A 22,578-nucleotide genomic window follows, 5' to 3' on the forward strand; every position below is an offset into this window, starting at 1 on the left:
CCCTCAAAGTCGTCACCAATGACATGTCTAAGCGCGAAAACACCAGACACGACTGCATACATCAGTGCAGTCGTCGCGATGATACAGCCGATTTGCAGAAGTCGGATCATGGCGCAACCAATACTACAACCGTCGAGGCCTCGCAATTCGCGGGGCCGTTTCTTTTGGAGATGGTGAATGCCCAGAAACCCCTCAACCGGCGTCTATTCCAAGCCGGCCGGCACGACGCCGTCAGTCGGTCAGATCATCGACCCGGCGCCGTGGAACCAGTTGACGTCCGACCTCGGCAACGAGATCACTAACTCGCTGCCGCGTGACGGCTCGGCGCCTATGGTCGCGCCGTTGAAAGCCGCCGCCGGCACCTCGACGGGACCTGGACTGGGATTCGCCTCAAATCCGCAAACCGGCATCTATCTGAAGGGGGGCGGGCTTCTCGGCTTCACGCAGAACGGCGTCGACGTTGCGTTCGACAATGATCTGGTCTATGCGGCCAAATCGGGCGATTACACAGCGCTCGCGTCTGATGATAACGCGGTTCATCGCTTCACGGCCGCCGCTACGCTCACCCTGACAGCAGCGGCGACGCTCGGCGCCAACTGGCACTATTTGGTTATCGCCGACGGCGGAGACGTTACGGTCGATCCGAATGGAGCGGAGACGATCGACGGCGCGGCGACGCTGGTGGTCAAGAGCGGCTACAGCGCATTGATCGTCTGCTCCGGCGTAGCATTCTTCACCGACAAGCTGATGGCCAGGATCCAGAGCAAAGCCGACGGTACCGCTGTGGGTGACTTCGTCGTGGGCCTCACTCTGTCGAACAACGGCGCCAACCCGAATACCCACGTTGATTTTGCTGCGGGCTCGGCAAGATCAGGATCGAGCTTCGTTTCGAGCGCATCTTCATTCACAAAACGAGTAACCGGAACATTCGCGGCAGGGACGGGATCGGGTGGCCTCGATGCCGGCGCCGTGGCGGCGAACGCTACCTATTTCGCCTATGCGCTGCGAAAGGATTCCGACCTGTCGTTCGATGTGGTTCTCTCGACTTCGGCGACGATTGCCGGCGTCACTACGACGCTGCTGACTGGCTATACCATCGTCAAATGCATCGGTGTGGTGCTCACCAACGCCAGTTCCAATATTCGCGCGTTCCTCATGTTCCCCAATGACGAATACCAATTTGTCACGCCGATCATAGAAGCTGCGAATATTGCAACAGGGCTTGCCGGCGCTCTTCTAGCGTTGACCGTTCCCAACGGTGTGAAGGCCAAAGCCAAACTACGCTTCATGTTCAATTCTCCATCAACCACGAACTCTGTGCTTGTCCATGATCCTGCCAAAGGGGCGCTGGTCGCTGGTGGCGGAGATCAAGGTGGTGTTGCCGGCACGCCGCAAGTCGCAAGCGGCTTTTCGGTTGGTAACGGAGATATCTGGACGAACACATCAAGGCAGGTTCGTCATGTTGCTGGTGCCGCCGGCGCTCTGTGGGTTTTTAATGATGGGTTCACGTTCCCATGCGGGAGGACTGCATAATGCCTTTTGTTTCTCGATCGAGCGACGGCGTCATCAATGGCGTGTTTGAGCAGCTGCAGGAGGGCACGGCCGAGGAATTTCTGTCCGCCGACGATCCTGCACTCGTCGCCCATGTGAACGCGTCGCCCAAAGTGACCTCGGTATCTGCGCGCCAGTTCCGGCTGATGCTGCGGCGCTCCGGCCTGCTCGACCAGGTCAAAGCATGGGTGGCGCAGCAGGATGGCGAAACGCAAGATGCCTTTGAGTACAGCGGCACCTTCGTCAAAGACAGCCCGATGATGTTGGCGGGCTTCGCGGCAATGGGTTTCACTGCGCAGCAGATCGATCAGTTCTTTGCGGCTGCTGCCTCTCTCTGAGCTATCAGGGGATCAGATAGCCGGCGTGTATGCCGTAGCGAATGATGATCAAAAAGGCGCCGCCAATACCGAAGGCGAGCAGAAGCGCTTTGCGTGTTTCTTCCTGTAGCAATTTCACTCTCCCCGAAAAACTGAGGAAGTAGGCCTTCCTCGGGTTTCGGCAACGCCTCCATTCAATATCACAACTCGGAGACTACCAGATGGCGCGACAAGTTAACGCCACCACCGAAACTGCGCTCAAGCAGTGGGAGTTCTTCATTCCATTCGTCTATGACGATGCCGATCCGAAGCCCGGCTTAAAGAAGACGCGGCTGCGGCCGGGGATGAAGATCCGTGGCACGGCGACACAAGGCTATGGCCATACCGGACCGGACGTTTTTCCGGGTGCCCCCGACATCACCGAAGACCAGGCGCTCGCGTGGCTGCGGAAGGACCTCGATCCGTGCGAGCGCGCCGTCGCATCCTCGGTGAAGGTCGATCTGACCGACAACCAGTTCGGCGCCCTCGTCATGTTTGCCTTCAATACCGGTATCGGCGCCTTCAAGTCGTCAACGCTGCTGAAGAAACTGAACGCCGGCAACTACGCCGCGGTACCGGGCGAGCTGGCCAAGTGGAACAAGACAACGATCGACGGCAAGAAGGTTGTCAGCAACGGCCTGGTGAACCGCAGGGCAGCAGAGGCGGGCCTCTGGGCCAAGGGCGGCTATATCCAGTCCAGCGGCACGCCAGCGCTCCCGCAGCGCGCTCCCCTAATCAATGGCAAGGTCGTGAGCACAATCACCGCGGTTTCGTCCACCGGAGCGCTGCAGTTCGTCCCACATGATGGCCCGCTCGCCTATGCCCTTGCCGCCGTCCTCGTCCTCGCCTGTATCGCCGGTATCGGCCTGTATGTCTGGGATCGGGTGAAGAACTGATGGACTTCATCACCAGGCTTATCCCCGACAGCCTCAAACTCCCCGCCGTCCTGACGCTCGGGCTGGTCCTCGGCATCGCCTCAGCTTTCTACCCCGTCAAATGGATCGGCGCACGCGAGGAGCGGCAATCCCAGCAAATCAAGGCGGCCAAGGAAGCGCTCGACCGCATCAATACTCTGGAGAAGAACAATGCGAATTTCAGGAATCTTCCTGCTTTCGAGCGTTGCCGCGTGTTCATGCGCGATAGCGGGCTGCCAGCAGACGAATGCGGTCAACGGTAGCGGCTACCAGTTTACGCGCTTCTCCAATCCCAAAGCGGCTTTCCTGGCCTCGCAAGATCCGACCGCCGGGCCGGCCATCGCTGCAAACAATATGCAATGCCGTCAGGATGCAGCCTGCCGCAAGTAAGCAAGAAATAAGAGGCAAGACACGATGACGAGCGCACAGGGCGACCGGCAGGCTGCAGTTCGCAGCTCCACCGGCACATCACTCAGCTACGAAGGCGACTGGTCGGCGCTCTTTGATATGGTGGGAATCCCGAATGTCGGCGGCTTCAATGGGCGCCTTCTCGCGTGGATCAACTATGCGCTGGGGACAAGCTACACCGAGCTGAACGGCGCTATGGCCGCATATGCCGCATCAGCTGGTGCTGCCAACTGGTCGAGCATGAACACGCTTCCAAGTGGAGCCGGACATCCGACATGGGTCGCTGATCCTAATCGCTACATGCCGGCGGCGACCGGGACACGCTGGCCCACTGGCAGCACAACGACGCCTTGGACCTATCAGACGGGGCTCAACTACCAGTGCTCAAAGCTGTTCTTTGGTTCGCCGGACTATCCAACGAACGATTTTCTTATCCCATTTGTCGGCTTTGCGCTGACTGAAGGTGGGAACGCGCCGCAAGAAACGCAGTCGCCCAACGCCGATATGCTGATTGATGAAGTGTTCTTTATCCATCCAGATGGCACGGAATACCCGGTCTTGTTCAGCGGTGTTACTGCCGCGACCGTCACTGCGGCGACCGGCATTGTTTATGGTCAAGTCACGCTGCCCTCGGCTCTGCCGGCCTGGTCGATCTTCGGCGTTCGCACCGTCTATCACGGCACGGTCGGGAATACCTTTGCCGCCGCCTATCGCTGCCAGCGCCACCGGGGAGAGAAATATTGGGGTGCGGCCGACCTGACGTCTATTCGCGCCTTGGCGGCGGCAAATGGCCCCTCTACGGCGGCGCTGGACAGTGATGCGCTTTACAATACGGTCGGCAATGCCACCAACTCTCAACAGATGGCCTACGGCCCCTGCATGGTCCTCGCCAAGGGATGGGACGGCCGGCCGGTTCCTCTGGTCCTGGCCGACAGTTTGATTGAGCGGCAGGAGATTGCCGCATCTGCGGACGCTCGCCGCAATTTGGGTATCGGCCGGCGCTGGCTAGATCAACGCGACCCCGCGCAGGGTAGCATTATGCCGCTGGTAATGGGCGTGCCTGGCTCGAAGTCGGCGCAAGAACTGGCAACCAATGCGCTCAAGCGTTGGGACATGATCGACGCAATCGCCACAACGTTCAACGGTGGCAAATCGATTTGGACATTTGTCCTTGATTGGTCAGGTCGGAACGACACCAACGCCACGGTAGCGTCGACCTGGGCGGCCGCCAAGACAGCGCTTCCCGGAACGCGCGTGCGCGGACGATATGGCGCCGGCACGCATATCGTCGGCGTGACCATGTGGCCTACCGTTGGCTCGGGTGACTCCGGGAGAACCGTCGCGGCATATACCGTGACAGCACAGTGGAGCACTGTGTTGGCAGCGGCGAATGCGCTTGTGCTGGCGAGTGCGGCTTACAACAAGACCATAGACGTGTTCCCGGCGTTTATGTCGGACGTTGATCCGACCAAACCGCCCGCCGCTGAGACCTTCCCTTTGGGTAATATAACAGGGCATCCAGGCAACCAAGACGGCGTAACGACCTGGGATACCATGCGGGTTCCCTCAAGCATACCGCAGGGCGCGCGCGTCATGTTTGAATATCAGCCCGGATTATTTACAAGCCGGACGCTGGTCGAGAAAAAGACCGACTACGGCGACGGCACGGCTGATTTCAGGGTCGCCGAAGTCCTTGCTACTAACGTTCAGGATAATGCGTTGCTGATGGGGCACGCCTACACGGCGGCGGACTTCATCCACCCCGCGCTCTATCATGTCCTCAGGACCGTGAGCCGGATCCCGCAATCCGAGAAGCTGAAATTCTATCCCTGAGATCCAAAGGCATAACCATGAACCCATCCGACTTCGACCCCCGCCTGCATCAGCAGATGGGTGAACTCCTCGCAGAGGTCCGCAATCTCAGGGATGCCTTCCGGCAATCGGAAATTAAATCCGACACGAGCCGGTCGCAGATGCATACCCGGCTTGACCTCCTCGTCGATCGCGTCGGCAAGGTTGAAGGCAATGTCGCCGCAGTTCAGGAGGACATTTCCGAAATGCGGCCGGTGACCGACGACGTACGCAGATGGAAGCTGATGGGACTGGGCGCGCTGGGGATCGTCGGAGTAGGGGCGTCGGCGCTTACCTTCATCCTCACAAAGTTCGGCACGGCGGCAATGGCGTGGGTGACTGGCCGTTGAAGTTGGCGGCCTTGCGGCGCTCGCTCAATGAGACCCGCACAACCAAGGCGAAAAGTTGGTTGCCCGCGATGATTACATAACGATGGCTGCCAGTGCGAATAAGGATCTCGATAGCCATCAGGTGGTCGATGTGCTCCCCCGCGTACTCGATGGCTGCTCGCAGAGAGATAAATTCTTTGTTCGCAGAGCCGGGGAGCCAGTTGTGAACTGTGATCGGAGCGGTTGAATCCATCAACATCATTTTGGCAAGCTCCGTTGATACAAGTTACGAGAGAGATGTGTACCTGATTTCAACTTGACAGACTATTTCTGAGGGCCAAACTGGTTACCGATTGGTTGAGAGATTCTTTGGACAAAAAGGCCCCGCCGAAGCGGGGCAGTTGACAACACTGGATCGCACAGGAGGAACACCCGTGCTTTCCTGTTACTTCAACGAAAGAGGGACTGACTAGGTTCCACTGCGACGTTGGAGATAGTTTAACTCAGCTTGGCAAGTGTTATTTGCTTCGCCAGGGAGGTTCTGACTGGATACACAGCAACATTGCTAAAACCTCCCTGGCGTCCTCTCAACAAGGATGAAGAAAATCTAGCTTGAATATTACCGAGAAAAAGACGGACTAAAGTCGGGCTGTCGGGCGCTGTTGTTTGTAGTGCGGTTCGAGTAGATGCCAGACAAAAAATCCCCGCATTCTCGCGGGGTGAGCACCATGGGGTTATTTTGTAGGCATTGCGCACTTAGGCGCTGCACAACAATGTTATCATTTAGACTTACCGAGCAGCTGTAAGGCCATCTCCGACTTACGATTTCGATTTCCGCCAGCCGGCGGCCCAAGCTTCAAATTCGGAGCAGAACCACCGTTCGCCATATTGGGGGCTGATCCTAGTCTGTGCGTAGTATTTCTGCCCCGGCACGTGGAAGATGCGCTCGCCCGTGTCGATGGAGATGTTGCCCTTGATCCTGCATGACAGTCCGGAGCCACCAGAAGCGCTCCAGGAGGCCAGCATGTCGCTCGCCGTCCAGCCGCCAGCTGCACCAAACGCGACCGCGCCGATGACCAAACCCGGCGCTCTGAGCAGCACCGATTTCTTCTGCGGAACGCGATACCCCTGACGCATGCCCCATCCCCGTCATTTCGCGCGAGGATTGTAGCCGCGCTAGAGCACGGCGAATATCTATCCAAAAGGCTTATCTGGACCTGCTTGGGCTGAGCGGCCTGAAAGGCTCCAGTGCGCCGGACTACTTGGCGACATGCCAAACTCCGCCGACGCCATCGCCGGTCATATCGCCAGGCTTCTTGTCTCCGGCGAAGGTGTAAAGCGGCTTTCCTTGGTAAGCCCACATCTCCTTGCCGTCGGCCGCCTTGACGAGTGACCATTCGCCTTCGGCCTTGGCCTTGGCGGCGGCATGGAAGGCCGGCCATTTCTTCAAGCAGGCCTCGTCGCAGTTTGATTTGCCCATGGCGTCTTTGTCGAACGTATAGAGTGTCATACCCTTGGCGGTTGCCAGGATCTTACCCATCTTCGTGTCGACCATTTTGGCCGGTTCCGCTGCAAAGGCCGAAAAGACGGTTGCAGCCAACAGGCCCATGGAGACGATCAGCGTTTTCATGAATACCTCCAGTTCGGGAGTGCCAGCGGGATCTGGCAGGGTCCGATGTGAGCAAGAAACGCTCCGGCGAGGTGGCGGTTCCATGATCTAACTGACGGCGATACAGATCCGGATTTGTCTTTTGTGGATGAGCGACGGGGCTGTAGCCTGGCTGCGGCATTGGCTGAAGATCAACTGATGAACCCCGCCTTTAAAAGAGCCCCGCGCGGCTCGCGGGGCCAGTGAGCGTGCATGGCAAGGCAGTTGAGGGCGCCTAGCGCACGCTTAGGTCTAACGTAGGGCCGCGATGAAGGTTCCCGAGGCTCATCCTTTTGGCGGGCGTCAAATCAGCAGCCGACGTCAGTCGCACCAATTATTTCGCTGCTTCGGGCTCCAAGTCCGCGCGAACCCTTCCTCGAGCAGCTTCCTCCCGATCTCTTCCCCGTTCTTTCGATAGATGTTGATGAGCGGCCGGTGCGACGGCGTCTTGTCCACCGAGCCGCTGAACATCACCCGCAATCCATTTTCAGCCAATAGCTCTTTCAGCCTTCCTTTAGCGATCAGCGCCAGCTTCCGTTCCTTCATGCACTTCGCGTGCGACCCGATCTCCGGCGTATCGATGCCGCTGACGAACGGAACACCTTCCCCCAGCAGTCGCATATTCTGCCCGTCGCATTTCACGGTGTCGCCGTCGACGACGGTGAGCGATGCGCACAGGATCAATCCGGCAATCATTCGCTCGTTGCCACGACTGGCTCGCTCTTTGGCATGCTTCGCATTATCTCGAGCAATTCTTCCATAAATTCCCTGGCCTGCTCACAGCCGCCTATAAGCGCGCTTCTTTGGTCGCGGTCATCCACCGCATGCGCCGCCATTTCTAGCAGGCGGAGTTGGTCCCGCAGAAGGTTGGCCTTATCGATAAGGTCTATGCGGATCGTCATTGTTGCCTCCCTGACGCGCGTCATGCGGTGCCGTCGACGTCTCCATCCTCGTCCAGCTCGTGCACCGGCAGATAGGTGTTCTTCTCCATCCACTCCCGGACGATGAACCTGACGGTATCATTGCGCGTCTTACCGAACTCGCCAGACAGATCCCGGAGCGCTTCTTCAATATCGGCGTCGAAAGCGATTGATCCGGAGTTTCTCAAGAGCAGGGCGGCGCGGCGAAGCATGATTTGTAGGTCCGCTCGTGAGATATCGGCGATGCGGTCGGCGGCCTCTTCGAGTTGTGCGGCGGTGTCGGATGTGGTCATCGCGGCCACCTTCCAGTTTCAACGACGATAAAGGTTTCCAGAGGTCTCATCATCGTCGATTATTACCTTGATGCTGCCGGTTCGTAACTGCTGCAGAATTAGCACCCGCGGCATGTAAGAGTAATGGTAGTGGTAGGTCGAACAAACGAAAGTCAATCCGTTCATCAGGGCGATCTGCTTGCCGTAGTCGCAGCCTTCGTAATCACCATCAACCTGGGTTTTCAACGCGACGGCATATCCTTCCATCGCCAAATCTTCAAGGTCGCTTGCCCACGCGTGAGATGGCAGCAGCAAAAATGAGATTGCCGCGGCGCCTGCGGCAATCCATTTATATCCCCTGAACGCAGCGCGCTCCATCGACTTCCTTCTACCAGCCACCAGGCCGCGAGTAGGCGCTCCGGTGTCCGCACCTGTTTCCGGCCGCGTCGTATTGCCAATCATACTGGCAGTTGCCGGGATAACGCCTCGGTGGAGTGTAGTAGCCGCCGCCGCAGTTGCCATTTGCGCATATCGCTGCCGCCGTCCCGACCAGCGCGAGCCCTACCATCACCGCAGCCGCTTGCCTTTGCTGGACGACCATCTGCTGACATTCCGGGATGCTCATCCCGCGTCGGTTCAACTCCGCAACGAGCTGGAGCTGGAACTGCGGATCTTGCGTTTCGAACACGGTCTTGCAGAGCGCAGCTTTGCTGACTGCAGACGGCTTCTTGTTGAACTCAGCCGGCGTTGTTGTGCAGGCCGCCAACGCGAACGAAATCGCCACGGCGCCGAAGCGTCGAGCTAGCAAATATATTTTCACGGATAACCCCTCAGTTGCCCGCTGCTAACATGGCAGAAAGCCGCTCCACGTCAAATTGCATTTTAACATATCGTTAACGCACCTTTGGGATGCATCAGGCTGACTGCTGAGAAGTTTTCCACGGTTTGGCCCATTGTCGTACACCCAACTGTGGATGTTAGCTCCGGCGAAACGATGTGGCGCAGCAACCTGTTCTCTTCTCGGTGTTCCTCTTTAACCCTCCCAGCGGCAAAGCGAGGAACAGAAATGCAGGAAAACATCCGTCCAATAGCTCCCATCGGCATCTCTGGCTTGGAGCCCCAAGCTCCGCCAACGGGGATGCCCATCTTTGAACTGGTTACACCAACTGACCTCTATGTAGATCCTGCATATCAACGGAACATCAGCGAGAAGGGCATGCGTCAGATCAGGCGCATCATCGAACGCTTCGACTGGGCCAGCTTTAAGCCGCCAATCTGCGCGTATGCTGAAAGCGAAGGCATGACCATCTTGAAGGTCTTGGATGGCCAGCACACGGCCATCGCGGCGGCCTCAAACCCCTATGTCGACCAGATCCCCGTGATGATCGTCGAGGCAAGTGATACCACGGATCAAGCCAAGGCGTTTATCGGGCAAAATACGGATCGTTTGGCAGTTACCACGCTTCAACTCCATCAAGCGGCACTCGCGGCGGCGGACGAAGACGCGCAGACACTCGAACTGGTGTGCGCCAGGGCCAATGTTAGGGTTATGAAAAGCCCGAACGCCTACACTGGCACGGGCGCGCGCCAAACGATCGCGGTCAAGCAGATTGAAGCTCTTATAGCGAGGCGCGGGCCTATGTTCGCCCGGGAGATTCTGGAAATCCTTGCCAACGCTGAGATTGGTCCTTTGACTGCATCTCAAATCAAGGCGGTCGAAATGCTCATGACAGAGCCAAAATACTGCGACTTCGTGTTACCCGACGACATAACGGTCGCCATGGTAGATCTCTTGTCCGCTGCAGAGGAGGAGGCGAAGATCTTCTCCGCCAGCCACAAAATTACCTTCTGGCGGGCGTTGGGCATCACGTGGTTTCAGAAGGCGAAGAAGCGGAAACAGCCATTGTCGCGCGTAGCGTGATAAGCTCAGGCGCTGGGCGTTAGTCTACCTGGCGCTTCCCTTTTTCCTCGACGTCATTGGCCGGCGCGGCAACCTTTTTGCCCTGCGCCGTTAGATAAAGGGCAATGGCCCGCTTAAGCTCGATCTGCCATGTTCCCAGGCTGATCTCTGTCCGTTCCTGCTGTCGGCTGTTGTGACCAGAACGGACCTCCGCTACCACTTCAACAGCCGACAATTCCGGTCCGGTAATTTCCCTCCAGCGGCGGAGGCGATGACCTCAAACGCGGGGTTCGAGCTGTTCCGGGCGTTTGCTACAATTCGATGACAATCCCTAACGATAAAGCGCGTCGAAGAAAGCAACCATTGGCTCGCAATCAGCACGAAGAGTGAGTCCTTTTATCGCACTGTCGGAGACGGGGACGAAGCTTTGGGCGAAGTAGGACCAGTTGTACAACCGGTCCCCCTCATCATGCCTGACCACGAGCACTGCGTGAAACGCGAACTGGTAGTCAGTGGAACCACCGCCATTTGTAAACGGTGTCCGCATCCTCAAACCCGCCAATTCAGCCCGTCGGGTTACTGCCTTGTACTGCCCGAGATAATCCTTGGGCACCTGCACGCAATAGGGATGTGAACCGGAGACCGCGAGTGCACGCCACTCCACAATCTTGATGTTGAGGGCGGACCAAAGAAAGAGGGCGGCAATAGGTCCTGCAACCGACGACACAACCACCATGTGTAGCAGTTTGACCGCTCTCTGGCTATCGATCCGGCCTGGCGCGAGCGCAAGGATCGGCAGATCGACCAGCGCAGCCAGCAACAACCAGGTGGCGGGACCAAACTGATCTGTCAACAATACCACTAGGCCAACAGCCAGACTTACCCCGAAGTGCACAGCGGCGGCTCGCTTCATTAGGCGAGAAGCCGGTTGATCCAGAATAAGTGCACCGGCCGAAATGGCAAAAGCCAAAAGCGGACCCGAAAACCACAACAAACTAATAAGGACAGGGGTGATGTGCCAACTGTCGTAGGCGATCGGATGGAGTGACCATAGTAAAATCCCTGCCATCAAAGAGACCCAGCCGCAGAGCAGGATTAAGCGGAGTACCGGCAATGGGCTTCGCCATGAAGATATCCCGTGCAAGTCCTGACCAATGGTCATTTGGCCCATCAAGCTTCCCCATCCCCTTCGCCATTGCGTCCAGCTCATACATCGGCAGATAGGTGTTCTACTTCATCCACTCCCGTACGACATACCTGATCGCGTCCTAGCGCGTCAGCACCAATTCACTGCATAGATTACGAATCGCCTCAAGTCGTCGTCGAGGGCGATTGATCCGGCGTTGCGCAGCCGCAAAGCTGCCCGCCGAAGCATGATCTGCAGGTCAGCACGGAAATATCCGCGATCGGATCGGCGGCGTACTCGAGGAGAGTGGGGGGTGTCAGGTGCGCCGAGGACAGCTCTATCTGTAGAGCGCCAAATGCAATATCGGCATCTTCATCGCCCAAAGATGGGATGCGGCAGCGATGATAACGGCCCATGCGGCCAGCGAAAACATGACCGCCGCTAACTTGATCCCGACTGGCTGCATCATTTCCTCCATCCCAGCATGATCGTGCTCCTCCGCACGATCGAAAGCTAGCAGGGTGCAGGTCGATCAGCTATCGCAAGAAATTGCTACCGGATGCCGCTGCGGTGCGCCGGAAAGATGCAAAGTTTTCGTGATGCGACGCTTCTCTCTATCCCTCAAACGACAAAGTAGAAACTGTCGTATTGCGCGCCGAAATAATCGGGACCGCTGTTTTCCGTGACGATCGGTTCGCTGTCGAGCAGGAGGTAATCGATATCGCCGTAGGCGCTGAGGTCGATCAGCTGGGGATTATCGATGCTGTCGGCGGTTATGGTCACGGTTGTGGAGAAGACGATGTTGCCGTTCAGCTGCCCTTCGATCGTCAGGACGTTGTCATAGTTCGATGTTCCGTTGGCAACTTCGAACTGCTTGATCTGGAAGGGGCCGCCATCCGCTGAATAGATGGGGGTCCAGAAGACGCCCCCACCCAGGTAGTGGTTGCCGTCGGCGTCCTCGCGCACTGTCGCGTCGTCGCCGTCTCGCCAGGCGCCCCAATCGAAGCCTTTGTAGCCGGTGGGAAAGTCGCTTTGGCCGACATCCTCGAAATTGACTAAGACGTCGCCGCGTTCCGGCAGATCGATTGCGATACTGAACGCACCGACATCGGTGGCGCCTTTGCCGTCGGATATCTTGAAAGTGAACTTCTCGACGAGCTGATCTCCCGGCCCGAGGGCGGCGACCTCCGGCTTGGAGTGATCGAGGGCGTAGGTGTACGTCCCGTCGGAAAAAATGGTGAGTGTGCCGTATTTTCCTTCGATGATGGTCTTTGTCGGCTGGCCTTCAGGATCGGCCGGCTGCTTGATGCGCTGCCCGTTGACGAAATTCAGGCGCACCGAATCTCCGTCGGTATCGTAGGAGTTTTCGAGAACATCGCCGCTGATCGGATCGTCGAGATTGAAAACAGGCAGGTATACATTGCCCGCGAATGGTTTGTGGTTTGCCATTTCTACCTCCCGGCTAATGTGCTATGTGACTATGCAACCCTATCTGGTGTCTGGCAACGAAAATTGAAGGAGCGTCAGATCGACTCTACCTGTTTAATTCCAGCAGATCTAAATCGCCTGCTGAACAAATATCCAGATAAAGAGATCCAACCGGCCCCGACCCTGTCTATCGCCAAGATTTTTTGGCATGCCTTGCGATCACGGCGCTTCGTTCGCTCATGATGTTCATCGCCTCTTGAGGCGATCTCTTGGTTTCTCGCAGACAACTCGTCTTTTCCGGAGAATAATGGTGGGTCAATGATGACATGGTCATGACGATATACTGATTCGCTGCTGGGGGTCCTCAAACCAATCCTGGGGGGCGCTTTGGATCCACCGGCAATGCCGCTGGCTCTGCCTCCAACGGGCTCAGTACTAGCTCCAGGCGTCAGTGCAAGCCGCCGACCCCGAGCAGGCTTTCGACCGTTTGATGATCTCTCGACAGGCGTTCCGGCGTGCCTGTCCAGGCCAGTCGGCCGCGTTCGAGGATGATGACGTGATCGGCGAAATCGAGCGCGCTCTGGATGCGCTGTTCGACAAGAAGGATGGTCATATCGCCCTTCTTGGCGAGATCGACGAAGGCAGCCATCAGTTCCTCGCAAATGACAGGCGCTAGGCCCTCGAGCGGTTCGTCGAGCAGCAGAACGGACGGGCGGCCGAGAATGGTGCGGGCTGTTGAAAGCATCTGCTGCTCGCCGCCGGAGAGCTGGTTGCCGAGGTTTCGGCGGCGCTCCTTCAGGCGCGGGAACATGGCATAGGCTTCCTCCAGCGCCGTCTTCGGCCGCGCCTTCAGACCGACGAAAAGGTTCTCTTCGACCGTCAGCGTGGGAAAGACGCAGCGCGTCTGAGGCACATAGCCGAGGCCCCTATGGGCGCGCATTGCGCTCGGTGCTGCGGTGACATCCGAACCACCGAGGTGGATCTGGCCTTGATACCGCCTGGTCTGGCCGGCAAGCGTTGCCAGGAGCGTGGTCTTGCCCATGCCGTTACGGCCGAGCACGGCTAGACGGGCGCCTGCCGGCACGGTGAAGGAGATGCCTTCGAGCACCCGCGTCGGCCCGTATCCGGCCGACAGGTTTTCAACCTCAAGCGACAGGGCTGGCATTGGCATAGCTCCCGAGATAGGCCTCGCGCACGCGGGCATCCTTGGTGACATCGGCCGGCAGGCCGTCGAAGATGATCGCGCCGGCCGCCAGCACGATGACGCGCTTGGCAAAACGGAAGACGAGGTCCATGTCGTGTTCGATCATCAGGACGGCGAGATCGGCGGGAAGGTCGGCCAGCGCCTGTTCGATTCGGCGGGTATCGCTTTGCGGCACGCCGGCCGCAGGCTCGTCGAGCAGCAGCACCTTCGGCCTCAGCGCCAGCGCCACGGCGATTTCGAGGAGCCGCTGCTGGCCATAGGCGATCTCGCTGACTCTGCGATGCATCAGCGAGGCCAGCCCGAGTTTACCCAGGAGATCGTCGACCTCCGCCATGACGTCGGGCATGGCGAGGAAATTCCCGAACATCTTGCGGGTCTTTCCGTCACGCTGAAGGACGGCGAGCCCCACATGTTCGGCGGGCGTCATATCCTGAAAAAGCCGCGTCACCTGAAAGGATCGGACGAGGCCGCGTTTGACCCTGCCGATCGCATCCACCTTCGTCACCGCCTCGCCGCCGAGGCGAACCTCGCCGGAATCGGGGGAGAGATTGCCGGTGACGAGGTTGACGAAGGTGGTCTTGCCGGCGCCGTTCGGGCCGATCAGCGCGATGCGGTCGCCGGGCGCCATTGCCAGCGAGACATCATTGGTGACGGCAAGGCCGCCGAAGGCTTTCCTGAGATTGGTTACTTCGAAGACCGGGCTCATGCGCGCGTCTCCTTCCGGCGGCCGATCAAGGCGGCGGCCGTTCCGTAGAGGCCTTTCGGCGCAAACAGCACGACGGCGATCAGCAGGGCGCCGACCATGGTCAGCCAGTGAAAGGGGTTGGCGGCCGAGACATAATCCTCGAAGAACATGAAGATGACGGTGCCGGAGAGCGCGCCGAACAGGGAACCGGTGCCGCCGAGCACGAGCATGACAAGCGCTTCGGCCGATTGCGTGAAGGACAGGCTGTCGAGCCCGACGACCTGGGTCGAGATCGCATTCAGCGCGCCGCCGACGCCGGCAACGGCGCCTGAGATCACGTACATCTTGATGAGAGCGGCCTTCGGCGAGCCGCCCATGGCGCGGATGCGCAGCGGGTCTTGCCGGATGCCGCGGCAGAGCATGCCGAAGGGTGAGCGAACCAGCAATCGCAGCAGCATGAAGACGATGACGAGCAGTGTCGTTCCGAAAAAGAAGGCGGTATGGCCGTAGAGATCGAATTCGAAAATGCCGAATATCGGGTCCGGCGCAATGCCGGAAAGCCCGTCGCTGCCTCCCGTCCAGGAGGAGGCCTTGTTGGCAAATTCATGGAAGAGGTGGATGAGCGCAATCGACAGCACGAGTTGCGGCAGCCCATGCGCGCGCAGGATGATCGCGCCGCAGAGCAGCCCGGCAACCGCGCCCCCTGTTATGCCGGCAAGCATCATCAGCAGCGGGTCGTTGATGCCGTAATGCGCCGACAGGATCCCGGCGGCATAGGCGCCGGAGCCGAAGAGCGCGGCATGGCCGAGCGTTGCGACGCCGCAATAACCGGTCACGAGATCGAGCGACAGGACGAGCAGGGCGATCGTGATCATCCGCGTCAGAAGCGCCAGATTGTCGGGTAAGGCGAAATAGCCGATCGCGGCGATGGCCGTGATGGCCGCTACTCCGAGAAGATCGGCATTCACTGCGCGCCGATGCCGGAGGCGTTCGGTTTCGTTGTTCATGACGAGCGTCATCCTATTTCATCCTTCCGGCAAGGCCGCGCGGGAAGATGCAGATGATGGCGATCACGGCGAGATAGAAGAAGAATTCCCCGAATTCCGGCATCAGATAGCGTCCCGTCGTATCGATGGCGCCAAGCAGCAGGCAGGCAATCAGCGCGCCCGGAATGGAGCCGGCGCCGCCGACGGAGACGACGACGAGGAAGGTCACCATGTAACGCAGCGCATAATAGGGCTCGACCGGCAGGAGTTCGGCGCCGACCACGCCGCCGAAGGCGGCAAGCCCGACGGCAACGGCAAAGCTCACCGCATAGATGATCTCTGTGCGCACGCCGAGTGCGGCAGCCATCGCCGCATCGTCGACGGAGGCGCGCAGCTTGACCCCGAAGCTCGTTCGCTCGATCGCGAACCACAGGGCGAGCGCAACGGCGAGGCCGCAGAAGATGACGAAAAGCCGGTGCACGGGAATGGTGCGGAATCCGAGATCGGCCGATCCCTGCAAGGTGCCGGCAAGCGGTATCGTCTTCAGCGTCGGTCCCATCACGTAGTTCGCGATGCCGATGACGCAGAAAGTGATGCCGATTGTCATCAGCACCTGGGTCAGTTCAGGGGCGCCATAGATCCGGCGGTAGAGAAAACGCTCGAGCGGAATTGCGATGATGATCGTGACGACGACGGCCGCGACGACTGCGACAGCATAACTAAGACCGAGGTCACGGGCGGCATAGGAGGCGATGTAGCCTCCGATCATGGCGAAGGCGCCATGAGCCAGGTTGACGACACGCATCAGCCCCATGGTCACGGAAAGGCCGATCGAGATCACGAAGAGCGCCATGCCATAGGCAAAGGCGTCGACGGCGATGCTGAAGACTGTCTGCATGAAAATACCTTACTTCGATGCGGCGGCCGCGATGCGCGAGACCCCGCCGCCGGTCCGGATGCCGCAATCTTACTTGGCCGCCGCAAGGCCCGGGTCGCTCTGTTTCTCGAACGTCTGGATCTCCTTGTTGAAGTACGTCCCGTCATCGGCCTTGGCGACTTCGCGCAGATAGATGTTCTGGGTGATATGCCGGCTTTCCGGATCGATCGAGACCGGGCCGCGCGGGCTCACCCACGCAAGGCCCTTGACCGCGTCGACCGCTTTCTCGGCGTCCTGCTTGCCGCCCGTCGCCTCGATCATCTTGTAGATGACATACATGCCGTCATAGGCGCTGACCGCAGGGAAGGAGATTTCGGCCTTGTTGCCGATCGCCTTGGCGGCAGCCTCGACAAAAGCCTTGTTCTCGGGCGAGTCGTGCGACACGGCATAGTGGAAGGTCGTCTTGATGCCGAGTGCGGCGTCGCCGAGCGCCGGCAGATCGGATTCCTGCGTCAGATCGCCAGGCGCGAAGAACTTGATGCCGGCGGCCTTCAAGCCGTTCTCGTTATAAGCCTTGACGAAGCCAAGCGTCGTCGGGCCCGATGGCAGGAAGGCGAAGACGCCCTCGGCGCCGGAATCCTTGATGCGCTGCATGATCGGGCTGAAGTCGTTGGTCGCGAGCGGCATGCGGATCGCCTCGACCACCTGACCGCCGGCCTTCTCGAAACCGGCCTTGAACGCATTCTCGGCGTCGATACCCGGGCCGTAATCGCTGACGACCGAAATCACCTTCTTGACGCCGGCGTCGAAGGCAACCTTGGCGATCGGCGTCGAGGTCTGCCATGTTGTAAACGAGGTGCGTACGACAAGCGGGCTCTTGGTGACGATCGCCGAGGTGGCGGCGTTCATGATGACCATCGGCACGTTGCCCTGCTTCAGGATCGGCGTCACCGCCATGGCGTCGGGGGTGAAATAGAAGCCGGCGAGATACTGGACCTTTTCCTTGACGATCAGTTCCTGCGCCAGCGCCTTGGATTGAGCCGGATCGGCCTGCGGCACGTCGCGGTAGACGATCTCGACCGTGTCGCTGCCGACCTTGTTGCCGTTGACAGCCATATAGGCGTCGATGCCGGCCTTGAAGTTCTTGCCCTGGAGCGCGAAGGGGCCGGAGAACGGCCCGATGACGCCGACCTTGATGGTGTCGGCACAGGCGCTGGTGCCCATAAGGATTGCCGCAGCGGCGGCCAGAAACAGCTTCCTCATTCTTCTCTCTCCCTTTTCGGCGTACTCCAGCGCCGTATTGAATTTCAGGTTAGCTTGTCATGCGAAATGGTGATGTAAAATGAAATAAATCCCCAAACACATGATTTGCCGGTTATGGTTCTGTATCGTCCCGACTCTCGCTGTTCACCGGCGTATCGCAGCTTTCATCCCGCAATCTTCGTGTCAGAACGGCAATCCCACGTAGTTTTCCGCGAGCACCGTGGAGGCTGCACGAGAATGCGTGAGATAGTCGAGTTCGGCTTCCTGGATCTTCTGATCGAAATCGCCTGTATCGGGGAACCGGTGCATCATCGTCGTCATCCACCAGGAAAACCGCACGGCTTTCCACACGCGGGCGAGCGCCGTCTGCGAATAAGCGTCGATGCCGCTGTCGGAACCTTCGCGGTAATGTTCGAGGAGCCCGCGGAAGAGGTAATGGACATCGCTTGCTGCAAGGTTCAGCCCCTTGGCGCCGGTCGGCGGCACGATATGGGCGGCGTCGCCGACGAGGAAGAGCCGGCCGAAACGCATGGGCTCGGTGACGAAGGAGCGCAACGGCGCGATCGATTTTTCGAAGGATGGGGCGGTGCTCAATGCCTCGGCGTGATGGGCCGGTAGGCGCCGTCTCAACTCGTCCCAGAAGCGCTCGTCGCTCCAGTCTTCGATCTTCGCGTCGAGCGGGCACTGGATATAGTAACGGCTGCGCCTGGCCGAGCGCATCGAACAGAGCGCGAAGCCCCTCGGGTGGTTGGCGTAGATCAGTTCATGGCTGACGGGCGCCACGTCGGCAAGCAGGCCCAGCCAGCCGAAGGGATAGACCTTCTCGAAACTTCGGATCGCCCGTTCGGGAACGGCTCTGCGGCTTATTCCATGAAAGCCGTCGCAGCCGGCGATGAAATCGCAATCGATGCGGTGGCTGATGCCATCCTTCCGGTAGGTGACGAAGGGCGAGCCAGCGTCGATAGCATGCGGAGCCACATCGGCGGCGTCATAGATCGAAAGGGCGCCACAAGCTTCCCGCCGCTCCATGAGATCGCGCGTCACCTCGGTCTGTCCATAGACGGTCACACGCCTGCCGCCGGTCAATTCGTGAAGGTCGATGCGATGATCGCGTCCGTCGAAGGCGAGCGAGAAGCCGTCATGCGGCAGGCCTTCGGCATGCAGCCTCGCTCCAGCCTTGGCTTCATCCAGCAGCCCGACAGTGCCTTCCTCGAGAACGCCGGCGCGGACGCGGCCGAGGATATAGTCCTTGCCCACGCGGTCGAGGATGACGTTGTCGATTCCAGCTTCGGTCAGAAGTTGGCCGAGCAGCAGGCCGGATGGTCCCGAACCGATGATGGCGACCTGGGTTCGCAAATGCTTCCTCCCTTGCATTTTTGCGTTTTGTCAGATTCTGCCGCGCTGGCCGGATCGCCACAATGGACATTCCAGCCTAAAAATTGCACTAATCGAACATTGGCGCAGGAGGGAGCCGATGAGCAGACACATACCGACCTACGAACTCTACGGCGAAAACATCGGGCGGTCGCCGGAATTCTGGTTGCATTGCGAAACAATCCGCTCCCGCAGCAGCCTGCATCAATGGGAGATTCGGCTTCATCGCCACGAGAGCTTCTTTCAGATATTATACATCGAAGCCGGCTCGGGCGATGCGATCTTCAGCAAGAGGAGCCATGCCATCCGTCCGCCGGCGGTCATCACGGTTCCCCCTGGGCTCGATCACGGCTTTCGCTTCTCACGTGATATCGACGGCCTCGTGATCACTATATTGAGGTCCCATCTCAGCCACCCGCCCGGCGAGCGAAGCCATCTCGGCGAGTGGCTGGCGATGCCGCATCTGACGCCGCTCGATCCCGGAAATGCCGAGGCTGCCTATGTCATGCAGACGCTGAGGCGGCTCGGCGACGAATTCGAAAACCGCCGCGGTGGCCGCAACGAGGTCTTGGCCGCCTATGTCGGGTTGGCGTTGCGGCTGACGGCGCGGATTTCCCATGAAGGATATGCGCAGGAGCTTCCGTCAAATGAGAACGAGCGGCGGATGGAGATGCTGGACGAACTGATCCAGCGGCATTTTCGATCGCACAGGCCGGCTTCCTTCTACGCCAGGGAACTTGGCATTTCGTCGACGCATCTCACCCGTATCGTTCGCTCGATGACGGGAAACACCCCGCATGAACTGATCGCCGGGAAACTGATCGAAGAGGCGAAGCGCCAGCTCGTCTTTACCATCGGCAGCGTTCAGGAGATAGGATTTCGCCTCGGCTTTGTCGATCCCGCCTATTTCTCGCGTTTCTTCCTGAAATATACCGGCGAAACGCCGCGGATTTGGCGGATGAACGAAAAAGCTCGGCTTGACCGGCCATAGGGCATTCGGTCATCTCACATCGCGCGCGTCAGTCGCGAATGGCTCACGCCGCCGGCCACGTCCAGTCCCGCACCTCCGGCATGTCCTCGCCGTATTCCCTGACATAGTCGTGATGCTCCGCGAGCTTGCCGTGGAAGGCGGCAAGCGCGTCTTTCGCCTTCTCCTTCAGGCCCGGCACGCGCTCGATGGCTTCGATGGCGAGATGGTAGCGGTCGAGTTGGTTGAGCACGGTCATGTCGAATGGCGTGGTCGTCGTTCCCTCCTCGACAAAGCCGCGGACGTGGATGTTCTCGTGGTTGGCCCGCTTATAGGTCAGACGATGAATGAGATAGGGATAGCCGTGATAGGCGAAAATGACCGGCTTGTCGGTGGTGAAGATCGCGTCGAAGGCCTCGTCGGAAAGGCCATGCGGATGCTGGTCACTGGATTGCAGCGCCAGGAGGTCGACGACATTGACAGTGCGGATCTTCAGCTCTGGAATGGCCTTGCGCAGGAGATCGACGGCGGCGAGCGTTTCCATCGTCGGGACATCGCCGGCGCAGGCCATGACGAGATCGGGCGAGATCGTGTCCTCCTCGTTGCTTGCCCAGTGCCAGATACCGATGCCGGCTTCGCAATGTTTCACCGCCTCGTCCATCGACAGCCATTGCGGCTCCGGCTGCTTGCCGGCGACGATGACGTTGATGCGGTCATAGGTGCGCAGGCAATGATCGCCGACCCAGAGCAGGCTGTTGGCATCCGGCGGCAGGTAGATGCGGACGACGTCGGCCTTCTTGTTGGCGACGAGATCGACGAACCCCGGATCCTGGTGGCTGAAGCCGTTATGGTCCTGGCGCCAGACATGCGAGGTCAGCAGGTAGTTCAGCGATGAGATCGGTTTGCGCCATTCGATCTCGCGCGTCACCTTCAGCCATTTGGCGTGCTGGTTGAACATGGAATCGATGATGTGGATGAAGGCCTCATAGCAGGAAAAGAGGCCGTGCCGCCCGGTCAGCAGATAACCCTCCAGCCATCCCTGGCAGAGATGTTCGGAAAGCACCTCTACGACGCGTCCATCGCGGGAGAGATGGATATCATATGGTTCGATATCCTCCATCCACACGCGGTTGGTGACCTCGAAGACGCTGCCGAGGCGGTTCGACTCCGTCTCGTCGGGACCGAAAATGCGGAAGTTTGCCGCCTCCGCGTTGAGCTTCATCGTATCGCGCAGGTAATGGCCGAGGATCTCGGTCGATTGGGCGGCGACGCTGCCGCGCCTGCCGACGTCAACCGCATAGTCGCCTATGGCGGGAACATCGAGCTCCCGGCGCAACAAGCCGCCATTGGCATGCGGATTGGCGCCCATGCGGCGTTTGCCGACGGGGGCCAGCGCCCGCAGGTCGGTTTTCAGCCGGCCGTCGGCATCGAACAGATCTTCGGGATCGTAGCTTTGCATCCAGTCCTCGAGAATCCTGCGATGGCCCTCATTCTCGCGGCAGTTGGAGACCGGCACCTGGTGGGCTCGCCAGAAACCTTCCACCTTCTTGCCGTCGACCTCTTTCGGACCGGTCCAGCCCTTGGGGCTGCGCAGCACGATCATTGGCCAGCGCGGGCAGCCCGCCGCAGCCTTGCCGCTGCGGGCTTGCTCCTGAATCCCACGGATGCGGTCGAAGACCTGGTCCAGCGTCGCAGCCATCTGTTGATGCATGTCGCGCGGCTCATGGCCGTCGACGAAAAACGGCTCGTAGCCGTAGCCTTCGAAAAGACGTTTGAGCTCGTCGTCACCGGCCCGGCCGAGAATGGTCGGATTAGCGATCTTGTAGCCGTTCAGATGCAGGATCGGCAGAACGGCGCCGTCGCGGGCGGGATTGAGGAACTTGTTGGAATGCCAGCTGGCGGCGAGCGGCCCGGTTTCGGCCTCGCCGTCGCCGACGACGCAGGCGATGGTGAGGTCGGGGTTGTCGAAGGCGGCGCCATAGGCATGGACGAGGGCGTAGCCGAGTTCGCCGCCCTCGTGGATCGATCCCGGTGTTTCCGGCGCCGCATGGCTCGGAATGCCGCCCGGAAAGGAAAATTGGCGGAAGAGCCGGCGCATCCCTTCGGCGTCTTCGGTAATATCGGGATAGATTTCGCTGTAGGTGCCTTCGAGATAGGTGTTGGCGACCATTCCCGGCCCGCCGTGACCGGGGCCGCATATGTAGATGATGTCGAGATAGCGGGCGCGGATGAGGCGGTTCAGATGCGCATAGATGAAGTTGAGGCCGGGTGTCGTGCCCCAGTGGCCGAGCAGGCGGGGCTTGATGTGCTCTGACTGCAGCGGCTCGCGCAGCAGCGGATTGGCAAGCAGGTAGATCTGGCCGACCGACAGATAGTTGGCCGCCCGCCAGTAGCGATCGATCAGGGTGAGTTCAGCATCGGTCAGGGCGGCGGCGGTCGAGACATGCTTTTCCATGGGGCTTCTCCCGTTCGAAAACGCGTTCAACGTCAGTTCTAGCCGTTAGCGCGAGCGCGCCATT

At 59.5% G+C, this 22,578-nt stretch carries 26 protein-coding genes and 1 pseudogene; 8 read left to right on the forward strand and 19 right to left on the reverse strand.

The features are described 5' to 3' along the window. The first annotated feature begins 177 nt into the window (after nucleotides 1-177). The 6 genes from HJB91_RS10545 (at nucleotide 178) to HJB91_RS10570 (ending at nucleotide 5,430) form a co-directional block, all read left to right on the forward strand. A complete protein-coding gene (locus HJB91_RS10545) occupies nucleotides 178-1,533 on the forward strand; it encodes a hypothetical protein (RefSeq protein WP_221153119.1) in 1,356 nt (451 codons plus the stop codon). Continuing rightward, nucleotides 1,533-1,889 (forward strand): hypothetical protein, encoded by a 357-nt coding sequence (locus HJB91_RS10550; protein ID WP_221153124.1) that lies wholly within the window; start codon nucleotides 1,533-1,535, stop codon nucleotides 1,887-1,889. The genes HJB91_RS10545 and HJB91_RS10550 overlap by 1 nt, the downstream gene beginning before the upstream one ends. Before the next feature lie 200 nt (nucleotides 1,890-2,089). Next, nucleotides 2,090-2,803 carry a lysozyme gene (locus HJB91_RS10555; RefSeq protein ID WP_259669060.1) on the forward strand — a complete coding sequence of 238 codons (714 nt, stop codon included), beginning with the start codon at nucleotides 2,090-2,092 and terminating at the stop codon, nucleotides 2,801-2,803. After that, nucleotides 2,803-3,084: a hypothetical protein gene (locus HJB91_RS10560; protein WP_221153120.1), complete on the forward strand. Its 282-nt coding sequence runs from the start codon at nucleotides 2,803-2,805 to the stop codon at nucleotides 3,082-3,084. Before HJB91_RS10555 ends, HJB91_RS10560 begins: the two co-directional genes overlap by 1 nt. Before the next feature lie 385 nt (nucleotides 3,085-3,469). Next, nucleotides 3,470-5,062, forward strand: coding sequence for a hypothetical protein (locus HJB91_RS10565; protein ID WP_221153126.1), 1,593 nt, complete (start codon nucleotides 3,470-3,472; stop codon nucleotides 5,060-5,062). 17 nt (nucleotides 5,063-5,079) lie between these two features. After that, nucleotides 5,080-5,430 carry a DUF1515 family protein gene (locus HJB91_RS10570; RefSeq protein ID WP_221153121.1) on the forward strand — a complete coding sequence of 117 codons (351 nt, stop codon included), beginning with the start codon at nucleotides 5,080-5,082 and terminating at the stop codon, nucleotides 5,428-5,430. Here HJB91_RS10570 and HJB91_RS10575 read toward each other — a convergent pair. From HJB91_RS10575 to HJB91_RS10610, 8 genes are all read right to left on the reverse strand, one after another. Then, entirely contained in the window at nucleotides 5,384-5,671 is a 288-nt protein-coding gene (locus tag HJB91_RS10575) for a hypothetical protein (RefSeq protein ID WP_221153122.1), read from the reverse strand. The two genes, HJB91_RS10570 and HJB91_RS10575, sit on opposite strands and share 47 nt — an antisense overlap. Before the next feature lie 557 nt (nucleotides 5,672-6,228). Next, entirely contained in the window at nucleotides 6,229-6,546 is a 318-nt protein-coding gene (locus HJB91_RS10580; RefSeq protein ID WP_221153123.1) for a succinoglycan biosynthesis protein exoi, read from the reverse strand. Between the two features lie 121 nt (nucleotides 6,547-6,667). Next, a complete protein-coding gene (locus HJB91_RS10585; RefSeq protein WP_221154655.1) occupies nucleotides 6,668-7,039 on the reverse strand; it encodes a hypothetical protein in 372 nt (123 codons plus the stop codon). 339 nt (nucleotides 7,040-7,378) lie between these two features. Then, nucleotides 7,379-7,753, reverse strand: a complete 375-nt coding sequence (locus HJB91_RS10590) for a thermonuclease family protein (protein ID WP_221153090.1) — start codon at nucleotides 7,751-7,753, stop codon at nucleotides 7,379-7,381. After that, the gene (locus HJB91_RS10595; protein WP_221134830.1) at nucleotides 7,750-7,959 is read right to left on the reverse strand and encodes a hypothetical protein; all 210 of its coding nucleotides are present in this window, start codon (nucleotides 7,957-7,959) and stop codon (nucleotides 7,750-7,752) included. The genes HJB91_RS10590 and HJB91_RS10595 overlap by 4 nt, the downstream gene beginning before the upstream one ends. A gap of 20 nt (nucleotides 7,960-7,979) precedes the next feature. Beyond that, the gene (locus HJB91_RS10600) at nucleotides 7,980-8,270 is read right to left on the reverse strand and encodes a CopG family transcriptional regulator (protein ID WP_221154700.1); all 291 of its coding nucleotides are present in this window, start codon (nucleotides 8,268-8,270) and stop codon (nucleotides 7,980-7,982) included. Between the two features lie 18 nt (nucleotides 8,271-8,288). Further along, nucleotides 8,289-8,627 carry a hypothetical protein gene (locus HJB91_RS10605; RefSeq protein WP_221154657.1) on the reverse strand — a complete coding sequence of 113 codons (339 nt, stop codon included), beginning with the start codon at nucleotides 8,625-8,627 and terminating at the stop codon, nucleotides 8,289-8,291. Nucleotides 8,628-8,637: 10 nt separating this feature from the next. Beyond that, the gene (locus HJB91_RS10610) at nucleotides 8,638-9,069 is read right to left on the reverse strand and encodes a hypothetical protein (RefSeq protein ID WP_221154659.1); all 432 of its coding nucleotides are present in this window, start codon (nucleotides 9,067-9,069) and stop codon (nucleotides 8,638-8,640) included. A 246-nt stretch (nucleotides 9,070-9,315) separates the two neighbouring features. Here HJB91_RS10610 and HJB91_RS10615 point away from each other — a divergent pair, with 246 nt between their 5' ends. Then, nucleotides 9,316-10,170, forward strand: a complete 855-nt coding sequence (locus HJB91_RS10615; RefSeq protein WP_221154661.1) for a hypothetical protein — start codon at nucleotides 9,316-9,318, stop codon at nucleotides 10,168-10,170. Between the two features lie 19 nt (nucleotides 10,171-10,189). On the opposite strand, the gene HJB91_RS10620 is transcribed toward HJB91_RS10615, so the two are convergent. The 10 genes and pseudogenes from HJB91_RS10620 to pobA all read right to left on the reverse strand — a co-directional run bounded on the left by HJB91_RS10620 (nucleotide 10,190) and on the right by pobA (nucleotide 19,074). Beyond that, nucleotides 10,190-10,384 (reverse strand): hypothetical protein, encoded by a 195-nt coding sequence (locus tag HJB91_RS10620; RefSeq protein ID WP_221154664.1) that lies wholly within the window; start codon nucleotides 10,382-10,384, stop codon nucleotides 10,190-10,192. 96 nt (nucleotides 10,385-10,480) lie between these two features. Further along, nucleotides 10,481-11,320 carry a hypothetical protein gene (locus HJB91_RS10625; RefSeq protein ID WP_221154666.1) on the reverse strand — a complete coding sequence of 280 codons (840 nt, stop codon included), beginning with the start codon at nucleotides 11,318-11,320 and terminating at the stop codon, nucleotides 10,481-10,483. A gap of 58 nt (nucleotides 11,321-11,378) precedes the next feature. After that, nucleotides 11,379-11,595: pseudogene (locus HJB91_RS30630) on the reverse strand (CopG family transcriptional regulator). A gap of 301 nt (nucleotides 11,596-11,896) precedes the next feature. Beyond that, nucleotides 11,897-12,724 (reverse strand): VCBS domain-containing protein, encoded by an 828-nt coding sequence (locus HJB91_RS10630; protein WP_221154669.1) that lies wholly within the window; start codon nucleotides 12,722-12,724, stop codon nucleotides 11,897-11,899. 427 nt (nucleotides 12,725-13,151) lie between these two features. Further along, nucleotides 13,152-13,868 carry an ABC transporter ATP-binding protein gene (locus HJB91_RS10635; RefSeq protein ID WP_221154671.1) on the reverse strand — a complete coding sequence of 239 codons (717 nt, stop codon included), beginning with the start codon at nucleotides 13,866-13,868 and terminating at the stop codon, nucleotides 13,152-13,154. Further along, nucleotides 13,849-14,613, reverse strand: a complete 765-nt coding sequence (locus HJB91_RS10640; RefSeq protein WP_221154672.1) for an ABC transporter ATP-binding protein — start codon at nucleotides 14,611-14,613, stop codon at nucleotides 13,849-13,851. The genes HJB91_RS10635 and HJB91_RS10640 overlap by 20 nt, the downstream gene beginning before the upstream one ends. After that, nucleotides 14,610-15,611 (reverse strand): branched-chain amino acid ABC transporter permease, encoded by a 1,002-nt coding sequence (locus HJB91_RS10645; RefSeq protein ID WP_221123914.1) that lies wholly within the window; start codon nucleotides 15,609-15,611, stop codon nucleotides 14,610-14,612. The genes HJB91_RS10640 and HJB91_RS10645 overlap by 4 nt, the downstream gene beginning before the upstream one ends. Nucleotide 15,612: 1 nt before the next feature. Continuing rightward, on the reverse strand, nucleotides 15,613-16,476 hold the full coding sequence (locus tag HJB91_RS10650) for a branched-chain amino acid ABC transporter permease (RefSeq protein ID WP_210629954.1): 864 nt from the start codon (nucleotides 16,474-16,476) through the stop codon (nucleotides 15,613-15,615). A 69-nt stretch (nucleotides 16,477-16,545) separates the two neighbouring features. Next, the gene (locus tag HJB91_RS10655) at nucleotides 16,546-17,718 is read right to left on the reverse strand and encodes an ABC transporter substrate-binding protein (RefSeq protein WP_221123915.1); all 1,173 of its coding nucleotides are present in this window, start codon (nucleotides 17,716-17,718) and stop codon (nucleotides 16,546-16,548) included. A gap of 183 nt (nucleotides 17,719-17,901) precedes the next feature. Further along, nucleotides 17,902-19,074: a 4-hydroxybenzoate 3-monooxygenase gene (gene pobA, locus HJB91_RS10660; protein WP_221154674.1), complete on the reverse strand. Its 1,173-nt coding sequence runs from the start codon at nucleotides 19,072-19,074 to the stop codon at nucleotides 17,902-17,904. A 118-nt stretch (nucleotides 19,075-19,192) separates the two neighbouring features. Between pobA and HJB91_RS10665 the strand changes: the two genes are divergently transcribed. Continuing rightward, on the forward strand, nucleotides 19,193-20,083 hold the full coding sequence (locus tag HJB91_RS10665; protein WP_210629957.1) for a helix-turn-helix domain-containing protein: 891 nt from the start codon (nucleotides 19,193-19,195) through the stop codon (nucleotides 20,081-20,083). Nucleotides 20,084-20,126: 43 nt separating this feature from the next. Here HJB91_RS10665 and HJB91_RS10670 read toward each other — a convergent pair whose 3' ends face one another. After that, on the reverse strand, nucleotides 20,127-22,514 hold the full coding sequence (locus HJB91_RS10670) for a phosphoketolase (RefSeq protein WP_221154676.1): 2,388 nt from the start codon (nucleotides 22,512-22,514) through the stop codon (nucleotides 20,127-20,129). Nucleotides 22,515-22,578: the final 64 nt, after the last annotated feature.

This window comes from Rhizobium sp. NLR10b (genome assembly GCF_019685435.1).
In the GTDB taxonomy this organism is placed as follows: domain Bacteria; phylum Pseudomonadota; class Alphaproteobacteria; order Rhizobiales; family Rhizobiaceae; genus Rhizobium.